The sequence below is a fragment of the Amycolatopsis sp. WAC 04182 genome, from assembly GCF_003947465.1.
Taxonomy (GTDB): domain Bacteria; phylum Actinomycetota; class Actinomycetes; order Mycobacteriales; family Pseudonocardiaceae; genus Amycolatopsis.
The window spans coordinates 413,494-434,898 of record NZ_QHJJ01000009.1; the positions used below are offsets into that span (position 1 = coordinate 413,494).

The 21,405-nt window shown below is 68.4% G+C and carries 22 protein-coding genes; 6 read left to right on the forward strand and 16 right to left on the reverse strand.

Going from position 1 to position 21,405, the window contains the following annotated elements; translation table 11 throughout:
* Nucleotides 1–3: 3 nt before the first annotated feature.
* From DMH01_RS39420 to DMH01_RS39455, 8 genes are all read right to left on the reverse strand, one after another.
* Nucleotides 4–1,194: an ABC transporter permease gene (locus tag DMH01_RS39420; protein ID WP_125684049.1), complete on the reverse strand. Its 1,191-nt coding sequence runs from the start codon at nt 1,192–1,194 to the stop codon at nt 4–6.
* Nucleotides 1,191–2,117, reverse strand: a complete 927-nt coding sequence (locus DMH01_RS39425; protein ID WP_125684051.1) for an ABC transporter ATP-binding protein — start codon at nt 2,115–2,117, stop codon at nt 1,191–1,193. Before DMH01_RS39425 ends, DMH01_RS39420 begins: the two co-directional genes overlap by 4 nt.
* Nucleotides 2,114–2,344 (reverse strand): hypothetical protein, encoded by a 231-nt coding sequence (locus DMH01_RS39430; protein WP_125684053.1) that lies wholly within the window; start codon nt 2,342–2,344, stop codon nt 2,114–2,116. The genes DMH01_RS39425 and DMH01_RS39430 overlap by 4 nt, the downstream gene beginning before the upstream one ends.
* Nucleotides 2,341–2,796, reverse strand: a complete 456-nt coding sequence (locus DMH01_RS39435; RefSeq protein WP_125684055.1) for a hypothetical protein — start codon at nt 2,794–2,796, stop codon at nt 2,341–2,343. The genes DMH01_RS39430 and DMH01_RS39435 overlap by 4 nt, the downstream gene beginning before the upstream one ends.
* Nucleotides 2,793–3,329 (reverse strand): hypothetical protein, encoded by a 537-nt coding sequence (locus DMH01_RS39440; protein WP_125684057.1) that lies wholly within the window; start codon nt 3,327–3,329, stop codon nt 2,793–2,795. Before DMH01_RS39440 ends, DMH01_RS39435 begins: the two co-directional genes overlap by 4 nt.
* On the reverse strand, nt 3,326–3,595 hold the full coding sequence (locus DMH01_RS39445; RefSeq protein WP_034308595.1) for a helix-turn-helix transcriptional regulator: 270 nt from the start codon (nt 3,593–3,595) through the stop codon (nt 3,326–3,328). The genes DMH01_RS39440 and DMH01_RS39445 overlap by 4 nt, the downstream gene beginning before the upstream one ends.
* A gap of 81 nt (nt 3,596–3,676) precedes the next feature.
* The gene (locus DMH01_RS39450) at nt 3,677–5,215 is read right to left on the reverse strand and encodes a glycerol-3-phosphate dehydrogenase/oxidase (RefSeq protein WP_125684059.1); all 1,539 of its coding nucleotides are present in this window, start codon (nt 5,213–5,215) and stop codon (nt 3,677–3,679) included.
* Nucleotides 5,212–5,775 carry a TetR/AcrR family transcriptional regulator gene (locus DMH01_RS39455; RefSeq protein ID WP_125684156.1) on the reverse strand — a complete coding sequence of 188 codons (564 nt, stop codon included), beginning with the start codon at nt 5,773–5,775 and terminating at the stop codon, nt 5,212–5,214. Before DMH01_RS39455 ends, DMH01_RS39450 begins: the two co-directional genes overlap by 4 nt.
* Before the next feature lie 97 nt (nt 5,776–5,872).
* Here DMH01_RS39455 and DMH01_RS39460 point away from each other — a divergent pair, with 97 nt between their 5' ends.
* Complete coding sequence (locus DMH01_RS39460; RefSeq protein WP_199745791.1) at nt 5,873–7,492, forward strand: FAD-binding oxidoreductase; 1,620 nt, start codon at nt 5,873–5,875, stop codon at nt 7,490–7,492.
* Here DMH01_RS39460 and DMH01_RS39465 read toward each other — a convergent pair.
* The 3 genes from DMH01_RS39465 to DMH01_RS39475 form a co-directional block, all read right to left on the reverse strand.
* Nucleotides 7,470–8,117 (reverse strand): gamma-glutamylcyclotransferase, encoded by a 648-nt coding sequence (locus DMH01_RS39465; protein WP_125684061.1) that lies wholly within the window; start codon nt 8,115–8,117, stop codon nt 7,470–7,472. The two genes, DMH01_RS39460 and DMH01_RS39465, sit on opposite strands and share 23 nt — an antisense overlap.
* A 109-nt stretch (nt 8,118–8,226) precedes the next feature.
* Nucleotides 8,227–9,492, reverse strand: coding sequence for a peptidase C39 family protein (locus DMH01_RS39470; RefSeq protein ID WP_199745792.1), 1,266 nt, complete (start codon nt 9,490–9,492; stop codon nt 8,227–8,229).
* Nucleotides 9,493–9,589: 97 nt separating this feature from the next.
* Nucleotides 9,590–11,311 carry a TIGR03767 family metallophosphoesterase gene (locus tag DMH01_RS39475; RefSeq protein WP_125684063.1) on the reverse strand — a complete coding sequence of 574 codons (1,722 nt, stop codon included), beginning with the start codon at nt 11,309–11,311 and terminating at the stop codon, nt 9,590–9,592.
* Nucleotides 11,312–11,472: 161 nt separating this feature from the next.
* Between DMH01_RS39475 and DMH01_RS39480 the strand changes: the two genes are divergently transcribed.
* Complete coding sequence (locus DMH01_RS39480; protein ID WP_233621852.1) at nt 11,473–11,922, forward strand: hypothetical protein; 450 nt, start codon at nt 11,473–11,475, stop codon at nt 11,920–11,922.
* Here DMH01_RS39480 and DMH01_RS39485 read toward each other — a convergent pair.
* Entirely contained in the window at nt 11,919–12,518 is a 600-nt protein-coding gene (locus tag DMH01_RS39485) for a TetR/AcrR family transcriptional regulator C-terminal domain-containing protein (protein ID WP_125684065.1), read from the reverse strand. The two genes, DMH01_RS39480 and DMH01_RS39485, sit on opposite strands and share 4 nt — an antisense overlap.
* Nucleotides 12,519–12,576: 58 nt before the next feature.
* Here DMH01_RS39485 and DMH01_RS39490 point away from each other — a divergent pair, with 58 nt between their 5' ends.
* A complete protein-coding gene (locus DMH01_RS39490) occupies nt 12,577–13,032 on the forward strand; it encodes a hypothetical protein (protein ID WP_125684067.1) in 456 nt (151 codons plus the stop codon).
* Here DMH01_RS39490 and DMH01_RS39495 read toward each other — a convergent pair.
* On the reverse strand, nt 13,001–14,278 hold the full coding sequence (locus DMH01_RS39495) for an ABC transporter substrate-binding protein (protein WP_125684069.1): 1,278 nt from the start codon (nt 14,276–14,278) through the stop codon (nt 13,001–13,003). The genes DMH01_RS39490 and DMH01_RS39495 overlap by 32 nt on opposite strands.
* Before the next feature lie 100 nt (nt 14,279–14,378).
* On the reverse strand, nt 14,379–16,016 hold the full coding sequence (locus DMH01_RS39500; protein WP_125684071.1) for a long-chain fatty acid--CoA ligase: 1,638 nt from the start codon (nt 16,014–16,016) through the stop codon (nt 14,379–14,381).
* 451 nt (nt 16,017–16,467) lie between these two features.
* On the opposite strand from DMH01_RS39500, the gene mihF reads away from it, so the two are divergent.
* Complete coding sequence (gene mihF, locus DMH01_RS39505; protein WP_005155963.1) at nt 16,468–16,779, forward strand: integration host factor, actinobacterial type; 312 nt, start codon at nt 16,468–16,470, stop codon at nt 16,777–16,779.
* Between the two features lie 107 nt (nt 16,780–16,886).
* Nucleotides 16,887–18,026, forward strand: coding sequence for an isochorismate synthase (locus DMH01_RS39510; protein ID WP_125684073.1), 1,140 nt, complete (start codon nt 16,887–16,889; stop codon nt 18,024–18,026).
* Here DMH01_RS39510 and DMH01_RS39515 read toward each other — a convergent pair.
* Nucleotides 18,023–18,712, reverse strand: a complete 690-nt coding sequence (locus tag DMH01_RS39515) for a 4'-phosphopantetheinyl transferase superfamily protein (protein ID WP_125684075.1) — start codon at nt 18,710–18,712, stop codon at nt 18,023–18,025. The two genes, DMH01_RS39510 and DMH01_RS39515, sit on opposite strands and share 4 nt — an antisense overlap.
* Nucleotides 18,709–20,049: a cation:dicarboxylate symporter family transporter gene (locus DMH01_RS39520; protein ID WP_125684077.1), complete on the reverse strand. Its 1,341-nt coding sequence runs from the start codon at nt 20,047–20,049 to the stop codon at nt 18,709–18,711. The genes DMH01_RS39515 and DMH01_RS39520 overlap by 4 nt, the downstream gene beginning before the upstream one ends.
* Nucleotides 20,050–20,186: 137 nt before the next feature.
* Between DMH01_RS39520 and DMH01_RS39525 the strand changes: the two genes are divergently transcribed.
* Complete coding sequence (locus tag DMH01_RS39525; RefSeq protein ID WP_125684079.1) at nt 20,187–21,356, forward strand: acyl-CoA dehydrogenase family protein; 1,170 nt, start codon at nt 20,187–20,189, stop codon at nt 21,354–21,356.
* The last annotated feature ends 49 nt before the right edge of the window (nt 21,357–21,405 follow it).

Consider the following 21,405-nt stretch of genomic DNA (forward strand, 5'->3'; position numbering starts at 1 on the left):
GGGTCAGCCCTTCAGTGCTTCCGAGAGCTTGATCCGGCTGCCGACCCGCAGCACGCTGTTCTGGTAGATCCGCGCGCCCAGCCAGGTGAACAGGGCGATGGCGCCCACGGTCAGGCCCAGCGACAGCGCGATCTCCCACACCTCCACGGTCCCGGCCGCGATCCGCGCGGGCATCAGCACCGGGGAGAGCAGCGGAATCAGGGACAGGATCTTCGTGCCCGTGCCCTCCGGCGCCTGCGTCAGCAGATTGAACCCGACGACGAAGCCGAGGATCAGCACGATGTTGACCGGGCCGATCACCGACTGGGTGTCCTCCTGCCGGGAGACCAGCGAACCCATCGCGCCGTAGACGGTGGCGTACAGCAGGAACCCGAGCAGGTACCAGACCACACCCCACAGCAGCGCACTCGTCGCGACCCCGGACAGCGTCAGCACGTTGGTCGCCGACGCGACGATCAACCCGGCGCCGCCGATGATCACCAGCTGCGTCAGCCCGACCAGGCCGAGCCCGATCACCTTGCCCAGCAACAGATGCCACGGCCGGACGGTGGAAAGCAGGATCTCCACCACGCGGCTGGACTTCTCCTCGACCACGCCCTGCGCGACCAGCGTCCCGTAGGTCACGATGCTCATGTACAGCAGCACCGCCACGATCAGCCCGATCACCATCCGCTGCGCCTTCTCCGGGTCCGGCGGTTTGATCGAGTCGACCTCGACCTGGGTCTGGTGGACCGTGCGCATCACCTCGTCCGGCGACTTCTGGGCCTCGGAAAGGATGCCGTTCAGCACTTCCTGCTGGGACACGCCGTTCAGCAGGGAACGCAGCTTCGTGTCCAATTCGGACTTGACGAGCACCTTCAGCTCGGTGGCGTTGCCGGACAGCAACGCGTCCAGGTCGCCGTTCTCGATCTGCGTCCGGCCTTGCGCCGGATCGGCGACGGTGACGGTCTCGATCTGCTCGCCGATCGCTTCGCCCGCGGTCTTGAGCTGCTGCGCGATCCCGGCGGTCTGGCCGGTGAGCCCGACCTTGCTCTTGTCCTCGTTGCTGATCAGCGTGGACTGCAGCAGGACGTAGCCCATCAGCATGACCAGCAGCACGGCGGTGCCGATCACGAAGGACCTCGTGCGCAGCCGGGTGTTCAGCTCGCGTTTGGCGATGAGCCAGACCGCGCGCCACGAAGATACGGTGTTCATGCGGAAACTCCCTGTGCCGCCGGCTTTTCCGCGACCGCGTCGCGGAAGAGCTCGGTCAGCGAACGCCTGCGTTTGCTGAACTCGGTGACCGGGCCGGTGGCCAGCGCCGCGGCGAGCACGGCCTGATCGTCGGCGCCCGCCTCGAGTTCGAGGATCGTGGTCGGGCCGTTCTGCTCGACCGTCCGGACACCGGGAACGGACGAAGCCCAGCCGGGCGCGGCGGCGGGCGCGGTGACGACGAGACCGTTGCCCGCGCCGGCGGTGAGCTCCGCGACGGTGCCGGAGGCGACCATCCGTCCGCTTCGGATGATGCCGACCCGGTCGCACAGCCGCTCGACCAGATCCAGCTGGTGACTGGAGAACACCACCGGCACGCCGGTCGCGGCCTTCTCGCGCAGCACGCCGCTCATCACGTCCACGGCCAGCGGGTCGAGGCCGGAGAACGGCTCGTCCAGCACCAGCACCTTCGGATCGTGCACCAGCGCCGCGGCGAGCTGCACGCGCTGCTGGTTGCCGAGGCTCAGCTTCTGGACCTCGTCCTTGCGCCGTTCGGTCAGCCCGAGGCGGGCGATCCAGTTCTCGGCGCTGCGGTGGGCGTCGTTGGTCGACATCCCGTGCAGTTCGGCGAGGTAGACCAGCTGCTCCAGCACCTTCATCTTCGGGTACAGCCCGCGTTCTTCCGGCATGTACCCGATGTGGGTGCGGGTCTCGTGGGTGATCGGGGCGCCGTCGAAACGCACCTGGCCGGAGTCGGCCGCGAGTACCCCGAGCACGATCCGCATCGTGGTGGTCTTGCCCGCGCCGTTGCTGCCGACGAACCCGAACAGCTCACCGGGCTGGACCTCGAAGCTCACCTCGTCCAGCGCGACCTTCGCGCCGTACTTCTTGGAGATCCGGTCGATCTCCAGCTTCCCCTCGCTCATTTCCACTTCCCCTCCTCGAAATACCGCACCAGCGCCGTGAATCCCCGATGGACGCCGGAAACCGTGCGGTTCCGTTCGATCAGCCCGTCCAGCTCGACGTTGCTCACCACCGAGGTGGCCCGGTAAACCAGGACCGCCCGGCCCGCGCCGGCGAGGACCCCACCCGCCACCAGCACGACGGCGACCACGCCGATGGACATCTTGTGCCGCTTCTTGTCCCCGGTCATGCCGGAGCCACCCCCTCGAAGTCTTCGGGGTCGTCGTCCGGCAGCCGCCACGCGAGCCAAAGCGCCGGTAGCGACGTCCCGAAGACGAACAACGCCGCTGTCATCGCGGACAGCAGCGAACCGGAGTCCGGTTGTCCTGCCGCGTAAAGCCCGTACCCGAGATCCACCAGCATCAGCGCGCAGATCCCCTGGAACGCAGCGTAGTGCGCGCGATTTCGCAGCAGCAGTTCGCGTTCGTCGAGATCCTTCGCCGCGGAGCCGGGTCTGCCGACGGCCTTGCGCAGCACCGTCGCCGCGCCGACGCAGAGACACAGCCCCGGCCCCATCAGGCCCACGGCGAACCACAAAGTCGGCTCGCGCAGCAGCGCGGCACCGGCGATCACGACCAGGTGGCCGATCACGGCCGCGACGGCGAGGCGACGCCGGTCCGATCGCGTCCGGGTGGTGGTCATGCCGGAGTCACCTCATCGAAGTCTTCTGGATCGTCATCCGGCAGCGACCAGCCCAGGATGACGACAGCCACCGTGGAGCCGGTGACCAGCAGCGCGCAGGCCATCATCGCGCCGCCGCCCTTGGGGCCGGGGACCAGGAGGCCGTACAGCACCGCGAACAGCATCAGCGTCATCAGGATCTGGTAGCTGACATAGGTGACGCGGTGGCGCATTTCCCGCTCGCGTTCGTCGAGCCGCATCGAAAAGCCGCCGCTCATCTTGCCGGTGAGGATCCGCAGCAGGTACTGGGAGCCGCCCGCCACGAGGCCCCCGCCGAGCCAGCACACGAGGAAGGCTCCTGTCTCCCCTGTCTGGTAGAAGACCGCTCCGGCGATCAGGACCAGATCGCCGAGGACCACCAGCACGCTCAACGTCCGCCGCCGTTTCCGCGTGCGCCAGGCCGGCAGCTTCAGCGCCCGCTTGCGTTCCAACTCGTCCAGCCGTTCCTGCTGGCGCTCCCAGTACGCCGCGAGGCGGCCTCGCTCCTCGCTCATGTTCCCCCCTCCCGGTAGACCTGAGTGGACAGCGGCGTGAACGGTTCGCGGCTGAACACGGCCTCGACCGGGAGGTCGAACACCGCGCAGATGCGGAACGCCAGGTCCAGGCTCGGGTAGTGGTCCCCCCGTTCGAGCGCGCCGATGGTCTGCGGGTTGACCTCGACGGCCGCCGCGAGGGCGGCCCTGCTCAGTCCGCGCTCCGCCCGGAGCACGGGTAGCCGGTTGTAGATCGGCAGCTCTTTGCCGCGTCTGACCGGGCTCATGGAACATACTGTTGCAAAAACCCAACGACTCGTCAAGTTGAGGGCGCGCTCCACCGCATTTAGAGGACTAAATGCGGAAGATCAGGCGAGGCCGGCGAGCGATTTGTCGACAAGGTCCTGGGCACGGCCGCGGGCGGCCTCGGCGTCCGGGGTGACCAGGCCGAGCCGCGTGCGGCGATCCAGGACGTCCTCCACGTCGAGGGCACCCTCGTGCCGCACGGCCCAGACGACTTCCGCCGCGCTGATCTCGGTCCCGTCGAACAGGGGCAGGCCCAGCTCCGGATCGACCTCGCCGAGCGCCGCGACCCGGGGCGCTTCGGTGCCGTACTTCGCGACCAGCCGAGCCGGAGCGTCCACAGTAGACAGACGGTCTCGAGGTGTCGCGCCGAGCAGCGGAAGCCGGGAGGTGGTCGACGGCCCGGCGAGGAGCCCGGACCGTTTCAGTGCCGCGTCGACGGCGTCCTCGGCCATCTTCCGGTACGTCGTCAGCTTGCCGCCCACGACGGTGAGCACGCCGTCGGCGCCGGTCACCACCGCGTGCTTGCGCGAGAGGTCCGCGCTGCGTCCGCCGCCTTCGACCAAGGGGCGCAGCCCGGCGAACGAGCCCGCGACGTCGGCCCGCGTCAGTGGGCGGGTGAACGCCGTCGACGCCACTTCGAGCAGGAAGTCCACATCGGACTCCGGCACGGACGGCACCCGCGGGACCGGGCCGTCGGTCGGCTCGTCGGTGACCCCGACGAACACCCGGCCGTCCGGTTGCGGCAACAGGAAGACGAAGCGGTTGTTCTCGCCGGGGACGGGCACGTTGACCGACGTCGCGCCGATCCGTGCCGCGCCCGAAGCCAGGATGAGATGCGAACCTCGGGAAGGCCGCAGCCGCACCGATTCCGCCAGTTCGCCCGCCCAGACACCGGTCGCGTTGATCACCTGGCGGGCGCGGATTTCGATCTCCTGCCCGGTGAGCCTGTCCCTGGCCAGCACCGATTCCGCGTCGAGCCGGAGTGCCTCGACCTTCGTCAGGATCTTCGCGCCGCGTGACGCCGCCGTGCGGGCCAGGTTCACGACGAGGCGCGCGTCGTCGGTCAGCGCGCCGTCGTAGGCCAGCAGCGCCCCGCGCAGGCCTTTCGGGGACAGGCCGGGTGCGAGCGCCAGCGCCTCCGCGGCCGGGATCGACCTCGGCCGCGGCAGTACCGACGCCGGGGTCCCGGCCGCGCGGCGGAGGCCGTCACCGGCGACGAGACCGGTCATGATGAACGCCTGCTGGCCGCGGGAGGTCTTGCGGTACATCGGGAACAGCTGCGGGATCGCCCTGGTGAGATGCGGGGCGGTGCGGGTCATCAGTATCCCGCGTTCGACGGCGCTTTCGTGCGCCAGCGCCAGATCGCCCTTGGCCAGGTACCGGAGGCCGCCGTGGACGAGCTTGCTGGACCAGCGCGACGTCCCGTATGCCAGGTCGTACGCCTCGATCAGGGCCACCGACAGCCCGCGCGCGGCCGCGTCCAGCGCGATCCCCGCGCCGGTGACACCGCCGCCGACCACCACCAGATCGACCCGCTCGCCGCCGGCCAGCGCCGTGAGTTCCCGGTCGCGCCGCAGGGCGTTGAGCGAGCCCGGCGTCACGGCCGCAACGCCGCGTCGAGCACGTGGGCGAACTCCGCCATCAGCTCCTTCTCGTTCACGTCCGCGGTGGCGGGGCGGTAGGAGAACGCGAAGGACTGGATGAGCAGCAGCAGCGTGCGTGCCTGCGAGGGCAGGTCGCCCTTGCGGATCGAACCGTCTTCGTGGCCCGACTTCAGCAGGTGCAGGATCACGCCCTCGGCGAAACGCTGGGTCTTCCCCAGCCGCTCGACGATGTAGGGCAGGACCAGTTCGGAGTCGAGATCCAGCAGGGTGCGGAACAACGGGTCGCCCGACAGCGCGGCGACGGCGGTGGCGGAACTCTGCACGAGCTTCTCGCGGAAGTTGGCGGGCTCGACCTCCGGCTCGGCGGCGCCCTGAAGCAGGCCGCCGAACTCACGGGTCATGAGGGTCGCGAGCACGCTGCGCACGTCCGGGAACCGCCGGTAGACGGTCATCCGGCTGACCTTCGCGGTACGGGCGATCTCGGCGAGGGTGGTCCGCCGCACGCCGACGGCGAGCACGCACTTCTTCGCGGCGTCGAGCAGAACGTCGTCGGACACACGCGTGGAGGCCTGGCGGGACCGGGTGTCCGCCAGCGCCGAAACGCCTGTTTCCGCAGGTGAGTGACGTTTTACGTCCATATGTAACACTGTAGTCGTGACGGAGCTTATTGACCACCGGTTAAGACGATCCTGGACGCCCGAGGGCGGTGACGCGGCCCACCTTCCGGCGAAGGCCTTGAGGTGGCTCGTCCAGCGTATCGGTCCGCTGGGCTCCGCGGCGCCCCTCGCGCCCGATTCGGCGCTGTCCGTTCCCGATTCGGCGCTGGGCGAACAGCCGAAACGAGACCTCGAGGAACTCGTCGGCGCCGATCAAGTCCTGCTGGCGCCGGGTGAACGGCTCGCGCGGGCCAGTGGTCTGTCCTATCTGGACCTGGTACGGCGGCGCGGGTTCGGTGATTTTCCGGTGCCGGACGCCGTCGTCCTGCCGGAGAATCCCGCCGAAGTCCAGTCAGTACTGGAAATCTGTGCACGGCACGACGTCGGCGTCGTCCCGTTCGGCGGCGGGACGTCGGTGGTCGGCGGGGTTTCGGCGCTGCGCGGGGACAAGAGCGCGGTGATCGCGCTCGATCTCACCAGGCTCGGCGAACTGGTCTCCGTCGACCCGGTCTCCCGGATCGCGGTCCTCCAGGCGGGCGTCACCGGCCCGGAGGCGGACCGGCTGCTCGCCGCGCACGGCTTCACCCTCGGGCACGTTCCCCAGTCCTACGAACGCGCCACCATCGGCGGATTCGCCGCCACCCGGTCCGCCGGGCAGGCTTCGTCGGGTTATGGCCGGTTCGAGGACATGGTTTCGGGTGTCCGGCTCGCGACCCCGCGCGGGGAATGGAAACTCGGGGTCGCGCCGGCGTCGGCCGCGGGACCGGACCTGCGGCATCTGGCCATCGGCAGCGAAGGCGCGCTCGGCGTGATCACCGAGGTCGCCCTCCGCGTCCGCCCGGTGCCGGAAGTGCGCCGTTACGAGGGTTATGTCCTGGATGGCTGGGAGAAGGGCACCGACGCGGTCCGCGAACTCGCCCAGCGGCACGTGCTGGCGGACGTCACGCGACTGTCCGATGTGGACGAGAGCGAGGTTTCGCTGGCGCTCAACGACAGTTTGAAGACCAAGGCGCTCCGCCGGTACCTCAAGGCACGGAAAGTCCACGCGCCTTGCCTGCTGATCGTCGGCTGGGAGGGCGCGTCGAAGCGCGAGGTCGCCCGGCGTCGTCAGGAGACCACCCGCGTCCTGGAGCGGTTCGGAGCCGTCCGCATCGGGGCCGCGCTCGGCGAATCCTGGCGCCGCGGCCGGTTCTCCGGTCCTCGGCAACGGGATGCCTTGATGGACAACGGTGTCTGCGTCGAAACCCTCGAAACCGCCGCGTACTGGACGGAACTGAGCGACCTGCGCGACGCCGTCCGTGCCGCGCTCACCGCGACGCTCGGCAACGCCATCATCATGTGCCACGTTTCGCACGCCTACGAAACGGGCGCGTCGCTGTACTTCACCGTGCTCACCGCCCGCGACGAGGCCGACCCGGTCGGCCAATGGCAGCGGGCCAAGGCGGCGGCGTCGGAGGCGATCACCGGGATCGGCACGATCTCGCATCACCACGCCGTCGGCGTCGACCACGCGCGCTATCTGGCGGCGGAGATCGGCGAGCTCGGCGTCGAAGTGCTGAGGGCGGCGAAGAAGGCCGTCGACCCGACCGGGATCCTCAATCCCGGGAAGCTTCTCTGACCAGCGTCCCGGCCTCGACCAGCGTGCAGTCCAGACCGTGCGTTTCGGCGGGGATCCCTTCCAGCGCCGCGGCCCGGCGCTGTTCGAGGTCGGCGACGCGGATATGCCTGCCGTCCACCAGGATCGGCAGGCGGATGTCCGCGGCGCCGACGTACGCCACGACGTCGTCGAGCACCGTGCCGTCGTCGAGGGTGATGGCGGGGGAGGTCAAGCGCACCAGGTTGTAGCGCTGTCCTTTGCCCTCGCAGCGATCGAGGACGGCGAGCTGCTCCGGCGTCGCGAACCAGACGGAGTGCTCCTCGACGACACCCGGCGCGGCGGCGAGCGTCGCGGGCCGTTGCCCGTCCCGGAACCGGAGGCCGGACGCCCAGACCGCGGCGAGGTCGGTGCAGCGCGCGTTGCAGACGACGACCGGACCGGTCAGGTCCATGTTCTCCCGCAGCCAGGTGATCTTGGACGGGCACGCGTTCGAGCCATAGGCGAGCACGGCCTGGCGTTCGCGCCAGCCCTCCGGCGCGGTGTCGAGGCTGTGCCCGGCGCCGTCGAAGTGGACGAACGAATGCCCCGGCCGCGCGCCCGGGTACGGATCGGCCGGGAAATCGGCGTCGGTGAAGAGTTTCACCACGTCACCACGCCGGGGACCTCGTACGGCATGCCCACCTCCGAGTCGTCGACTTCGCAGCTTGCCACGAAGACGACCGGGATCGCGACATCCGCTCGGGTGGGGAACCGATTCAGTGCCCAGGCGTGATGATGTAAGCGACGCCGCCGGGGCCACTGGAAACGCCGCCATTCGTGTTGTACCGCTTGGTGCGCTGCCAGATCGTCTCGAACTGGTGTCGTTTGTAGACGTTCCGGACCCGGTCGTTGCTGTTGGCGGCCGGGTCGTTCGCGATCACGTCACCGTCCTTCGTGAAGCCGACGACGACCATGATGTGCCCGGCGGTGCCGTAGCCCGCGCCGTCGAGTTCCTCGGCCTTGAACGACTGCGACGTGATCACCGGGATGCCGCGCGCGATGTAGTTCTCGAGTTCATTCAAGGAGTGCAAACGGGTGATGTGCCCACGCAGTCCGAGTGAAGCGGCGTACGCGGTGTTGAACGGCCAGTTGCCTGTTCCGTCGTAGGCGTAGTCGAACGTGTAGCGGGCGGCGTACGCGACGGTCGGATCGACGTAACCCTCCGGGATCCACTTCATGTCCTCGGCCTTGGGCCGTTTGCCCCAGTACTCGGCGACCATCTCGGTGGACGTGGGGCTGCACCAGTTCTCGCCGCCCCCGCCGTACTCGGGGAACTGTCCTTTGTGGAGGTTCTGCGCGTAGGCGGGCACCTTGAGCTCGATGCCGGTGGCGCGGCCCGGTTTCGTCGCCTTGACCTCGAAGCGGTCCGGGACGAGCGACGTCATCGCGCCGACCGACGTCACCGACGGCGTGGCGCGGGAGCCGGCCTCGCGGTACAGGCTGACGCGCAGCTGGTACGAGCGGAGCGCGACACCGGCCTTCATGACCAGCGTGTCGACGTCGACCGCGGCGCTGGCGTCGCTCTGGCCGTCGACGCTGGTGCGTTTGATGTCGGCGTCCCCGCTGGCCCACCGGCCCATGACGTACCAGGACGTCTCCGTGCCCGTGGCGGTGCGGCCCTTCGCTTCGACCTTGATCCACGTCTTGGCCGGCGTCTTCGCGTTCCACGAGGCGACCAGTTGGGAGGCGTCGAAGCCTTGCGGGTGACTCCGCGACGTCCACTGGCCGTATTCGTAGGTCTTCGTGGTGCCGAGCGTGGGTTCGGTGTGCTCGATCGTGCCGATCGGGCGGTCGATGCGCAGCGCGCCGTGGTCGAGGCCGAGCCCTTCGAGCCTGCCGTCACGGAAACCATGGTGGCCGGACCATTCGTGGTAGTCGATCGACTCGTCGTCCGGGCGGCCCGGACCGGCCTCCGCCGTCTGTGCCGTCACCGCGGTCATCGTCGCGATCGTCAGCAGCGTGACCAGCCCTCGTATGCGCATCCCCGCTCCATCCCTCGTGTCCACCCAGTAGGGAAGGGATTTTCGCCGGTCGCGCGAGGTATGTAAACAGTTACCCCCGATCGCACGAGGGCGTGACTCAGGCGAGCGGGTTCGGCAGGAGGAGTTCCGTGTTCTGGTCCTGGGCGGTGCCTACGGCGGAAAGCGAGGCGTGGATGTCGTTGTACGAGAACTCCCGGTACAGCGACGCAAGCGCTTGCGTCGAGGTGTCGGAGTACTCCACCTCGTACGGCGCTTCCGCCTCGATCAGGGTTGTGAACAGCGACAACGTGCCGTCGGCGTTGTCGGCGACCTCGATGATCCGCGCGTGCTGCGGGAAGTCGATATGCGAGGCGGTGTTGATCTCCCAGAAGCCCTGCTTCGCGGTCTTGCCGACGTGCGGCGTGATCTTGTTGTGGTGCGTGTGCCCGTTGACCCACGCCAGCACGTTCGGGAACCGGTGCAGCAGCGAGACGAACGTGTCGCCGTTGAGCCGGATCTCCAGCGGGTGGCGCGCGTCCGGCAGCACGTTTCCCATGGTGTCGCTGGTGTGGTGGCTGAACAGGATGAACAGCTCGTCCGTCACGTTCTGCGTGACCTTGCGCCCGAAGAAGTCGTAGTACGTCGAGCTGTTGCGCTTGAGCGTGTTCTCCACCCAGGTGAACTGCCCGAGCCCGATCGATCCGTCGGCCAGCCCGGCCATCGTCGTGGTGTCGAGGCTGATGCCGACGACACCCGGCGCGATGCGGAAGGTGTAGTACACGTTGCGCCCGTCGGCGTTGTTCTCGCTGAACCCGTGGCCGACCGGGCCGGGCCCGGTGTTGGCGGAATCGAGGTGGTGCCGCACGAACTCCGCGGTGCTGAATGGCCGCCGTCGCTCGTCTGGGGTGATCTCGCGGATCGTGCCCGAGCCGCCGAACAGCTCCGTGACCGGGACGCCGGAGCCGGACCCGATCGCCTTGGCGAGCTTCCGCGACGTCGTCTCGTCCTTGCCGATCACCTTGAAGCGGCCGGTGTACCAGGCGTCCATCCCCGGCAGATCCGGCACCGTGCCGACGATGCTGTCGTCGTGGTTACCGAAGGTGCAGAACCACGGGACGTCGAGGCCGGGCGAGGTGAAGGTGTTCGAGGCCGCGCCGAGCAGGCCGGGCAGCTGCGGGAAGCCTTTCTTCGTGTACGCGTCGTCCAGCGTCTTGCCGGGGTTCCAGTAGTGCGCGGACCCGGACGTCTGGACGCCTTCGTGCCTGTTCGGGTTGCCCGAGGTCGGGTTCACCGTGCCGCCGTTGAGCACCTTGAGGAACCATTCGAGCTCGATCAGCTCGTGGTTGTCGGTGTTGTCGCCGGTGGTGACCATGAAGTCGATCGGCCGTCCGGTGAACGGGCCCGCTTTGAGGCTGTTCACCCGCTCGACCAACGCCGTCGTCGCGACGGGGCCGAGGGTTTCCTGCGGCCGGTGCGCCGAGCCGACGAACGGGTGCAGGTATTCGAACCGCGCCGGGCTTTCGGCGTCGGTGAAGTGCAGGTCGGTGAACTGCGCGAAGGACGCCATCGCGCGGCGCCGGTCGTCGCGGCCGGACTTCGGCGCGGCCAGGTCGCCGCGGACGACGAGCGGCCAGCCGGGGCCCGCGGTCAGCCGCGTGTAGCCAGGACCGGTTTTCAGCGGGGCCGCCGCGGCTTCGAGCGTGGTGCCCGCGGTGCGCACCGCACGGGTCGTGGTGCGCGCCAGCGCCCGGTCGAGCGCGTTGGCGGTCGGCGTGCACAGCAGCAGGCCGACGCCGGCGGCGCCCGCCGTGGTGAAGGTGCGCCTCGAGATGACGGACATGGCGGTGCCCCCAGTCGTCGCGGATGGATGTCGCGGAAGGACGATGCCGCACGACGTTAGCCGTGAGGTGAACGCCAGAAAAGGGTAATGCGAAAATTTGTCACGTTCGGCGGTATGTCCGGGAAGCCAAGCGGGCTGGTTACGCTGGCCGCTTGGCGAGCGTGGGAGGTGGCCAGGTGGGCGCTTCGGCTTGGTCCGTCCGCGGCCGGTTCGACGGCGATCCGGAAGCGGCGCTGGACGCGATGAAGGCACGCGTCTTCGAGGAGGGCGACTACCTCTGGGAGGAGGACGAACTCGGCCGCCCGGACTCGATCGACGAGCTGTACGAGGTGGAGAGCGTCCAGGAGTCGGGGACCCACTCCGTGCTGGACGTCCACGAGTTCATCAGCGCCACGGGCGAGGACGACTTCGGCACGATCCGCCCCCTGACCGACGCCGAACTCGTCGCCGCCTTCGGTACCGAGGAGCCGTCCGTCGCCGACTTCGACGAACTCGACAAGGCTGGGCGGCTGCCGTACGAACGCCGCCCGCGCTGGAGCGCGAACTGCGCGCTGCTGTACGAGAACGACGTCGCGGTGGAGCTGGCGATCTGGGGCGTCTCCGGGGACTAGAGCCGGCTTTCGAGCCCGTCCAGGATCACCTCGACGCCCAGCTCGAACAGGTCTTCGCTGCTTTGTGTCGCGAAAGCCGGGCCGAGCCTGCTCACGTGCGGGTAGGCCGCCAGTCGTTCGAGAAACCCCTCATCCGGCTTCCGCGCGGGGAGGGTTTCCACCGAGGCGAGCACGTGCGCGGTCAGCAGCCGGGAGATTCCCGCGGTGTCCTCTTCGGAAAACCCTGCCTCCAAAAGGACCCGCGCGGTCGTCTCGATATGACCCAGCCGGTGCGGTCCGGTAGGTGGCCGCTCGCGCAGCAGCGCGGCCGCGTCCCGGTGACGCAGCAGCAGGGCGCGGAACTGGCGAAGCCCGCTCGCGAGCTGTACGCGCCACGGCAGGTCGGCGTCGATCTCGATCGCGTCGGCGCAGATCGCCTCGGCGACGAGGTCCAGCAGTTCGGCCTTGTCCTTCACATGCCAGTACAGCGTCGGCGAGCTGACGCCGAGCTTCGCCGCCAGCCGCCGGGTGCTCAGTTCCGCGAGACCGGCCTCATTGAGCAGTTCGACGGCGGCCTCGGTGATCTTGGCGAGGTCGAGCGAGCCTTTGCGAGCCACCCGAGGACCCTATCAGTGATAGATTCGTCTCTATCACTGATAGGGAAAGGGGGAAGTGATGCTCTGGACACCGAAGATCCGCCTGGTCACAGTGCTGTGCTCGATCATTTTCGTCGTCGGGACGACGCTGCAGAACTACGTGATCGTCGATTTGGACCTGATCGAGGCGAGCATGCGGCTCAAGGGGGTGGACACCGCCGACGCACCTGCGTATATCGGCGCGCTGCGGCTGGTGGGCAACGTCTTCATCGTCGGAAACGCGCTCGGCCTGTTGGCGTGGTTCCGATGGTCATGGCTGTTCTGGCCGGTGCTCGCGGTCAATGTCGGACAGGCGTTCGGCGTGTACGTCGTGCCGTTCGAAGTGCACCAGGCGGCGATCGCGGAACACGGCTGGCCGGGTGTGCTCCCGTCCCTGGTCACCGACGGCGGCGCGGTGATCCTGTCGATCGTGTTGATCGTCGCTTACGTGCGTTCGCGGCGGCTCACGCGACCAGGCGGCCCAGTTCGGCTTTGACGGCCTCGACGGCGGCCTTCGTCTCGGCGACCGCGTCGGCGCCGTCGCGGACGATCCGGCCCAGCGCGTCGACGAGCGCGGTGTTCGCCGTCGGTGTCCACAGTGGACCGGCGGCGCGGCCGTTCTCCTTGACCAGCTTCGCGGCGTCGGCCGCCGCGGTGACCTTGTCGAGCACGCTCAGCCGTGCGGGCAGATGGAAACCGAACCTGGTGGCGAACTCCTGCTGGAAGTCGACGCGCTCCAGCCACAGCCATTTGACGAAGTCCTTGGCGGCGTTGGGGTTCAGGCTCTTGGCATGCACCATCGCGCTCAACCCGCTGACCGGGACGGACGGCGCGCCCGCCGCGTCGAGCCGGGGGAACGCCAGGACACCGAAGTCGTCCTTCACGGTGTCCTGGATCTTCGGCAGGTTCCACAGCCAGGTCCACTGCATGGCGGTGAGCCCGTCGATGAACGGGAGCGGATCCGGCCAGTCCGTCGAAGCGCCCAGCAGCAGAGAACCGTTGAGTTCGTGCAGTTTCGTGAACACCGTGGCGGCACGCGGATCGTCGAAGCCGACGGATTTACCGTCCTTGACGTAGTCGAGCCCGGCCGACCACAGCAGCGGACCGGCCAGCGCCGCCGCGCCCGCGTCGTTGCCGGCGAACAGTCCTTTGACGCCGTCCTTGGACAGTTTCTTCGCCGCGTCGACGAGTTCGTCCAGCGTCTGCGGCGGCTGGACCCCCGCCTCCTGCAGGAAACTCTTGCGGTAGAACAGGACCTGGGTGTCCAGCGCCTGCGGGATGCCGTAGGTCTTGCCGTCGACCGTCTGTGCCGCGAGTACCGAGGGGTTGAAATCTCCGCGCACGGGCCCGATCACGTCGTCCAGCGGGACGAGGAGGTTCTGCCGGACGCGGTCGACGGTGACCTGGCCTTCGAAGACGTCGGGGACCGGGCCCGCCTGCAGTGCGGCGTTCAGTTTCGTTTCGTAGTCGTCGGGATTCCACTGCACCGCGACCTTGGACTTCTGGTACGCGGCCGCGTAGCGCTTAACGGCTTCCTGGACGCCGGCTTCGGGATACGGGTGATACCACTGCGTGAGATCCACCGGTTTCGGTTTCGGCCTGGTCACCCCGGCGGAGTAGGCCGTCGAAGGGGGAGGCTTCCCTGGTTGGACACCGCCTGTTTGGAAGGTGTTGGACCCGCAGGCGGAGAGCAGGGTCGTCCCCGCCAGCGCCAGGAACGTTCGCCTGTTTGTCTTACGCACCAACAAAACCCTTCGCCGAACGCAGTGAAGGCCATCTTCAGGGAACAGCGTCCCTCAAGATGGCCTTCACGGAAGGGCAGGCGCGCGGGAGATTAACCCGTTAGAGCTGACTGATGTCGAGTTTGCCTTCGGAGTGGAACGCCCGCAGCCGCTTCTTGTCGAACTTGCCGACACTGGTCTTCGGGACTTCGTCCACAAAGGTCCAGTTCTCCGGGAGCTGCCACTTCGCGACCTTGTCGGACAGGAACTCGCGCAGTTCCTCGGCCGTGACGTTCTGGCCCTCCTTGAGCACGACGGCGACCAGCGGGCGCTCGTCCCATTTCTCGTCGGGGATGCCGACCACGGCCGCCTCGGCCACCGCGGGATGCGCCATCACCTGGTTCTCCAGATCCACCGAGGAGATCCACTCGCCGCCGGATTTGATGACGTCCTTCGCACGGTCGGTCAGCGTGAGATAGCCGTCGGGGCTGATCTTGCCGACGTCGCCGGTGCGCAGCCAGCCGTCGTGGAACTTCTCCGGGTCGGGCTCGTCACCGCTCGTGCCGCTGTAGTACGACGCCGCGATCCACGGGCCCTGCACTTCGAGCTCGCCGACGCTTTCGTTGTCCCACGGCAGTTCCTCGCCGTTGTCGCCGATCAGCCTGGCGCTGACGGACGCCGGGAACCGGCCCTGGGTGTAGCGGTATTCCCACGCCTTCTCGCCGGTCGCGGCGGCGGGCGGACGCGCGACGCTGCCCAGCGGCGACGTCTCGGTCATGCCCCAGGCGTGCAGGATCGGCACGCCGTAGCGGTCTTCGAACGCGTGCATCAGCGACGGCGGCGCGGCCGATCCGCCGACGACGACCTCGCGGAGATGCGAGATGTCCTGCGGGTTCGCGTCGAGGTGGGACAGCAGGCCCTGCCAGATCGTCGGGACGGCGCCGGCGAAGGTCGGCTTCTCGGCCTCGAGCATCTGTGCGATGGGCGCGGGCTGGAGGAAGCGGTCCGGCATCAGCAGCGAGGCGCCGACCATCATCGCCGCGTATGGCATCCCCCACGCCATCGCGTGGAACATCGGGACGATCGCGAGGGCCTTGTCGTGCTGGGCCAGCCGCATGCTGTCGGACATCGTGACCTGCATGGAGTGCAGCCAGATCGACCGGTGGGAGTACGCGACGCCCTTCGGGTCACCCGTGGTGCCCGAGGTGTAACACATCGCGGCGGCCGAGCGCTCGTCCACGTCGGGCCAGTCGAACGTGTCCGGCTGGCCCGACAGCAGTTCGGCGTAGGAGTGCACCTGGACGCCGTCCGGCGCCGTCAGGGCGGAGGCGTCGCCGTTGGCCACGATGACGTGACGCACGGTCTTCAGCTCGGGCAGCTGCTTGGCCAGCAGCGGGATCAGTGTGCCGTCGACGATGACGACCTGGTCCTCGGCGTGGTTGGCGACGAACACGAGCTGCTCCGGGAACAGCCGGATGTTCAGCGTGTGCAGCACCGCGCCCATGGCCGGGATGGCCAGGTACGCGGCCATGTGCTCCGCGTTGTTCCACATGAAGGTGCCGACCCGCTGGTCACCGGTGATACCGAGGCTCCGGAGGGCGTTGGCCAGCCGGGCGGCGTGCTTGCCGAGCTCGCCGTAGGTTTCGCGACGGGCTTCTGAACCGGTCCAGGTGATGACTTCGCTTTCGGAGTGCACCGTGGTGCCGTGGCGGAGGAGCCTGCCGAGTGACAGCTGCCCGTCCTGCATCGTGCTCAACATCGCGTACTCCCGTGGTGCTCGTTCTCCGGTGAACTGGGGTTGCGCCGACTCTAATCCGGGAGGGGTGAACCGGTCAGTAACATCGCAGGCAACCGTTCGGTCACAGTGTCGCGCTAACGGGTGTTCGCCAGTTCGGATCAAGATCATCAATAATTCGTATTTTTCCTGCCATGAAACGAAAAATGGCCGACTGTGCGAAGTGATGGCATCGCTCATAAGGGTGATGAACGCGGGCGAATCGCCGCTCGAACGGCGTGTTTCCGCAGGCTGGGGCGGGTTGCCCACGGCGTGGTCGAAGGGTAATAAGTGCGTGTCGGTTTCACGGCCGGGGAACGGGTGGCGTTTACTGGAGCCGTGGTACAGAGACGGCTGGCCAGCGCTTGCTCTTGCAAGCATGGTTTAAAGGCCGTCGGCCGCGAAAGCGGAGACCTGAGATGAAAGGACTACTACGTTGGCTCTGCCCACGTTGACTCCGGAGCAGCGCGCCGATGCCCTCGCCAAGGCGGCTGAGGCTCGCAAAGCGCGCTCCGAGCTGCTTGCGTCGATCAAGTCCGGCAAGGAGAGCATCGACAAGGTGCTCAAGCAGGCCAAGGAGAACAAGACCATCGGCAAGACGAAGGTCACGCAGCTGCTGAAGGCCGTGCCCGGCCTGGGCGCGGTCAAGGTCGCCGCCCTGCTGGAGCAGGCCGGGATCGACCCGGACCGGCGTGCCGCCGGCCTGGGCGAGCGGCAGCGTGAGGCCCTTCTCGAGGCGCTGAAGTAACGCTTCCACCCAGGTCACGGGCTGTCCGGGGGAAGGTGTTGCCTGAGAGGCTGTTGCCCGGGCAACACTTTCCCCTGGTCTCAGCCGGAGCCTGGGACGCTGGTGGGGTGACGACCAGTACCGCACCGGCGACCCCGGCAGACCTGGCCGCCCGCTACGAGCGGGGCGACTTCCTCCTGGCCACGGCACGGCACGCGCTCCTCGCGAGCGGCGCCGTGGCCACCGCGACCGAGACCGAGCCGTCGCGGCTGTCCGGGGCGCTTCCCGGGCTGTTCACCGACTCGGGCGCGTCGATCGCGGTCGGCGTGCTGCCCTTCGACACCACCTCGCTGCCGGGGCATCTGGTCCTGCCCCGGGCGATCCATCGCGCGTCTTCCGACCACGCGGCCGTCCCGCCGCGCACCGCGCTTCCGCAGCCGGTCAAGGTCACTCCCGTGCCAGAACCCGAGGCGCATCTGGCCGCCGTCCGCGCGGCCGTCGCCGCGCTGAGCGACCGTGACCTGCGCAAAGTCGTCCTGGCCCGCGCGCTCGATCTCGACTTCGACGAGGCCGTTCCGGTCGCCGACGTCGTCCGGAACCTGGCGAACGGGAACCCCCGGCACACCACCTACGCCGCGCAGCTGCCCGGCGGGCGCACGCTGGTCGGCGCCACTCCCGAACTCCTGCTCTCCCGCACCGGCGGCGCCGTCGTGTCCCGGCCGCATGCCGGGTCGATGCCCCGGTCCGCGGACCCGGCGATCGACAAGGCGAACGGTGAGGCGCTGCTGGCGTCCGAAAAGGACCACGTCGAACACGCCGTCGTGGTCGAGTCCGTCGTCGAGATCCTGCGGCCATTCTGCCGCACGCTCGACGTCCGCGGCCCCGAACTCGTCTCGACCCCGGCGATCTGGCACCTCTCGACCACGGTCACCGGTGAGCTGATCGACCAGGACATCACCGCGCTGGACCTCGCCGCCGCCCTGCATCCCACTCCCGCCGTCTGCGGCACGCCGACCGAGGCCGCGCGCTCGCTGGTCCAGGAGCTGGAGCCGTTCGACCGCGAGTACTACGCGGGCGCCGTCGGCTGGGTCGACGCGGCCGGGGACGGCGAATGGGCCGTCGGGATCCGGTGCGCGGAGATCGCCGACACCTCCATGCGGCTGTACGCCGGCGGCGGCATCGTGCCCGCCTCCGACCCCCGGACCGAACTCGACGAGACCTCGGCGAAGTTCCGCACCCTGCTGGCCGCCATGGGCCTGGAGATCTAGAGGGTCGCGAAGTCTTCGGTGACCGAGATGTCGTCCGAGGTCAGCAGCGCGACGGCGGCCCGGTAGCCCTCGGCCGCCTTCAGGTCCGCGAGCCGGGTCCGGTCCGGGTCGAGGGCCTGGTGGCTCGACCGCACCAGCCGCGCCTGCTCGTCGTAGCCGGAGAACGTGATGCTCTGCAGCGGGATCTTGAGTCCCTTCCCGGTGGCCTTCATGACGGCTTCCTTGCGCGTCCAGTAGGTGAAGAACGCCGTCGTGCGCTCGTCGTCGGACAGCCCGGAGATCGCGGCCAGCTCGGCGGGGGTCAGCGCGTACTCCATGAGCGAGTCCTCGGCCCGCCTGGTGGCCGTCTCGACGTCGAGGCCGACCGGCGTCCCCGCCGTGGCCGCGACGCCGATGAGCTCGCCGGAATGCGAGATCGACAGCATCAGCGGCGCGCCGGGGACCCTGGGCCGTCCGTGCGGTTTGCCGCAGTCGTCACAGGTCGCGTCGAAGCCCACGTCCTCGACGGCCATGCCGAGCCGCTCGGCGGCGACCGTCTTCGCCAGGACCCGGCCGGTCAGGAACCGGCGTTTGTCGATGTCCTGGCGGTAGTTTCCGTATCGGCCCTGCTCCAGCTCATCGAGCAGGGCCAGGAACCGGGGTTCGGCGGGCAGGGGCGGGGACCAGCGGACCGCACATTCGATCACGTCTCCTTCTTACCCGATTCCACGCCGGCATCACTCGCGTTTTCATCGAGCAGCGTCGCCTCGTCGAACGGGGATCGGCCGTCCAGCGTCCGGTCCAGCTGCTCGCGGTCGATCTCGTTGGTCCAAGTGCCGATCAGCACGGTCGCGACGGCGTTGCCCGCGAAGTTCGTCAGCGCGCGGGCCTCGGACATGAACCGGTCGATGCCGACGATGAACCCGACACCGTCCACCAGCTCCGGCCGGTGCGAGGACAGCCCGCCCGCCAGCGTCGCGAGCCCCGCGCCGGTGACCCCGGCCGCGCCCTTCGACGCGATGATCATGAACACCAGCAAGGAGATCTGCTCGCCGATGGTCAGCGGTTTGTCGAGCGCGTCCGCGATGAAGATGGACGCCATCGTCAGGTAGATGGCGGTGCCGTCGAGGTTGAACGAGTACCCGGTCGGCACGGTGATGCCGACGACCGGTTTGGAGACGCCCGCGTGCTCCATCTTCGCGATCAGCCGCGGCAGCGCCGACTCCGACGACGACGTCGACAGGATCAGCAGGAACTCGCGGCCGAGGTACTTCAGCAGCTTGAAGATGTTGACCCTGGCGAGCAGGCCGAGGATCAGCCCGAGCACCACGAACACGAACAACGCGCAGGTGATGTAGAAGCCGAGCATGATCACCGCGAGACTCTGCAGCGCCTTCCAGCCGGTCTCGCCGACGACGGCGGCGATCGCGCCGAACGCGCCGACCGGGGCCGCCCACATGATCATCGCCAGGATCCGGAACACGAGCCGCTGGATGTGCTCGATACCGCGGCGGATCGGCTCGCCCTTCGTGCCCAGTTTCTGCAGCGCGAACCCGGCGAGCAGCGCGACCAGCAGCGTCTGCAGCACCTCGCCTTCGGTGAACGCCGAGACCAGCGTCTTCGGGATGATCCCGAGCAGGAAGTCGACCGTGCCCTCGCTCTTGGCGATCTGGTCCTGTCCCTTTTCGGCGATCTCGGGGGTCAGGTGCAGCCCGGTGCCGGGCTGGAGGATGTTGCCGACGACCAGGCCGATGACCAGCGCGACCGTCGACATGATCAGGAAGTAGCCGAGTGCGAGCCCGCCGACGCGGCCGACCTTCGCGGCCTTCGCCACCGAGCCGACGCCGAGCGCGATCGTGCAGAAGATGATCGGCGAGATCATCATCTTGATCAGGTTCACGAACCCGGTCCCGAGCGGCTTCAGTTCCTTGCCGACCTCGGGGAACAGGATGCCGACCGCGATGCCGAGCGCCACCGCCGCGATGACGGCGATGTAGAGGTAATGGGTGCGATCCCGCTTCGCCGCGGGTGCTGCCGTGCTCATGGGTGCCCTTCGACGAGGTGGGGACAGGTTGCGAAAACTTATGACAACTCCTCGGCGAACGACAACCGAAGCGGTACCCTGGACTAAGCGAGCGCTTAGTCAGCGCTAGGTCACTGTCGAACGGGAGCGGGCTGACCATGGATTTCTCTCTGAGCGTCGAGGAACGCGAGGTACGCGACTGGGTGCGCACCTTCGTCCAGCGCGACCTGATGCCGCGTGAGCAGGAGGTGCTGCGCCGCGAACGCGCCGGTCAGCCCGGCCTGACCTCCGACGAGCTGCGCGAACTGCAGCTGAAGGCCAAGGAATCCGGCTTCTGGGGGGTGCAGACGCCCGAGGAGTACGGCGGCATGGGCCTGTCCGCGGTGATGACCGCGCTGCTGGAGGCCGAACTCGGCCGCACGTTCGTGCCGTTCCGCTTCGGCGGCTCGGCGGACAACATCCTGTACTACGCCAACGACGAGCAGAAGGAGCGCTACCTGCTCCCGACGATCTCGGGCGAACGCAAGTCGTGTTTCGCGATCACCGAACCCGGCGCGGGCTCGGACGCCAAGGCCATCCGGACCTCCGCCCGCAAGGACGGCACCGACTGGGTGATCAACGGCGAGAAGACCTTCATCACCGGCGGTAACGAGGCCGACTTCGTGATGGTCTTCGCGATCACCGACCAAGAGAAGGGCGCGAACGGCGGCGTCACGTGCTTCCTCGTCGACCGCGACGCCGGCTGGAAGTCCGAGTACATCGACACCATGGGCGAATGGGGCCCGGCGTCACTGGTCTTCGAGGACGTCCGCGTGCCGGAGACGCAGATCCTGGGCGAGCTCGGCCACGGTTTCGACCTGGCCATGCAATGGATCGGCGCGGGCCGCTACCTGCTGCCCGCCCGCGCGATCGGCTCCTGCGAGCGGCTGATCTCCATGGCCATCGAGCACGCGAACACGCGGGAGACGTTCGGGCAGAAGATCGCCGAGCGCCAGGCCATCCAGTGGATGATCGCGGACTCCGGCACCGAACTGGAGGCCCTGCGCTGGCTGGTGCTGCACGCCGCCTGGCAGGTCGACCAGAAGCTGGACTCTCGGCACGCGCAGTCGATGGCGAAGCTGTACGGCGGCGTGAAGGCGAACGAGATCGTCGACCGCGTCCTGCAGATCCACGGCGGGATGGGCTACACGCGGGAACTGCCGGTCGAGCGGTGGTACCGCGAACTGCGGCTGCTGCGGATCTACGAGGGCACCGACGAGATCCAGCGCCGGACCATCGCGCGCAACCTGCTGAAGGGGCACGTCAAGGTCGGCGGCACCTTGGGCTGACGCCGTCCCCCAAGTGCAATGAAGGGGCCTTTCATCGCAAATTTCGCGA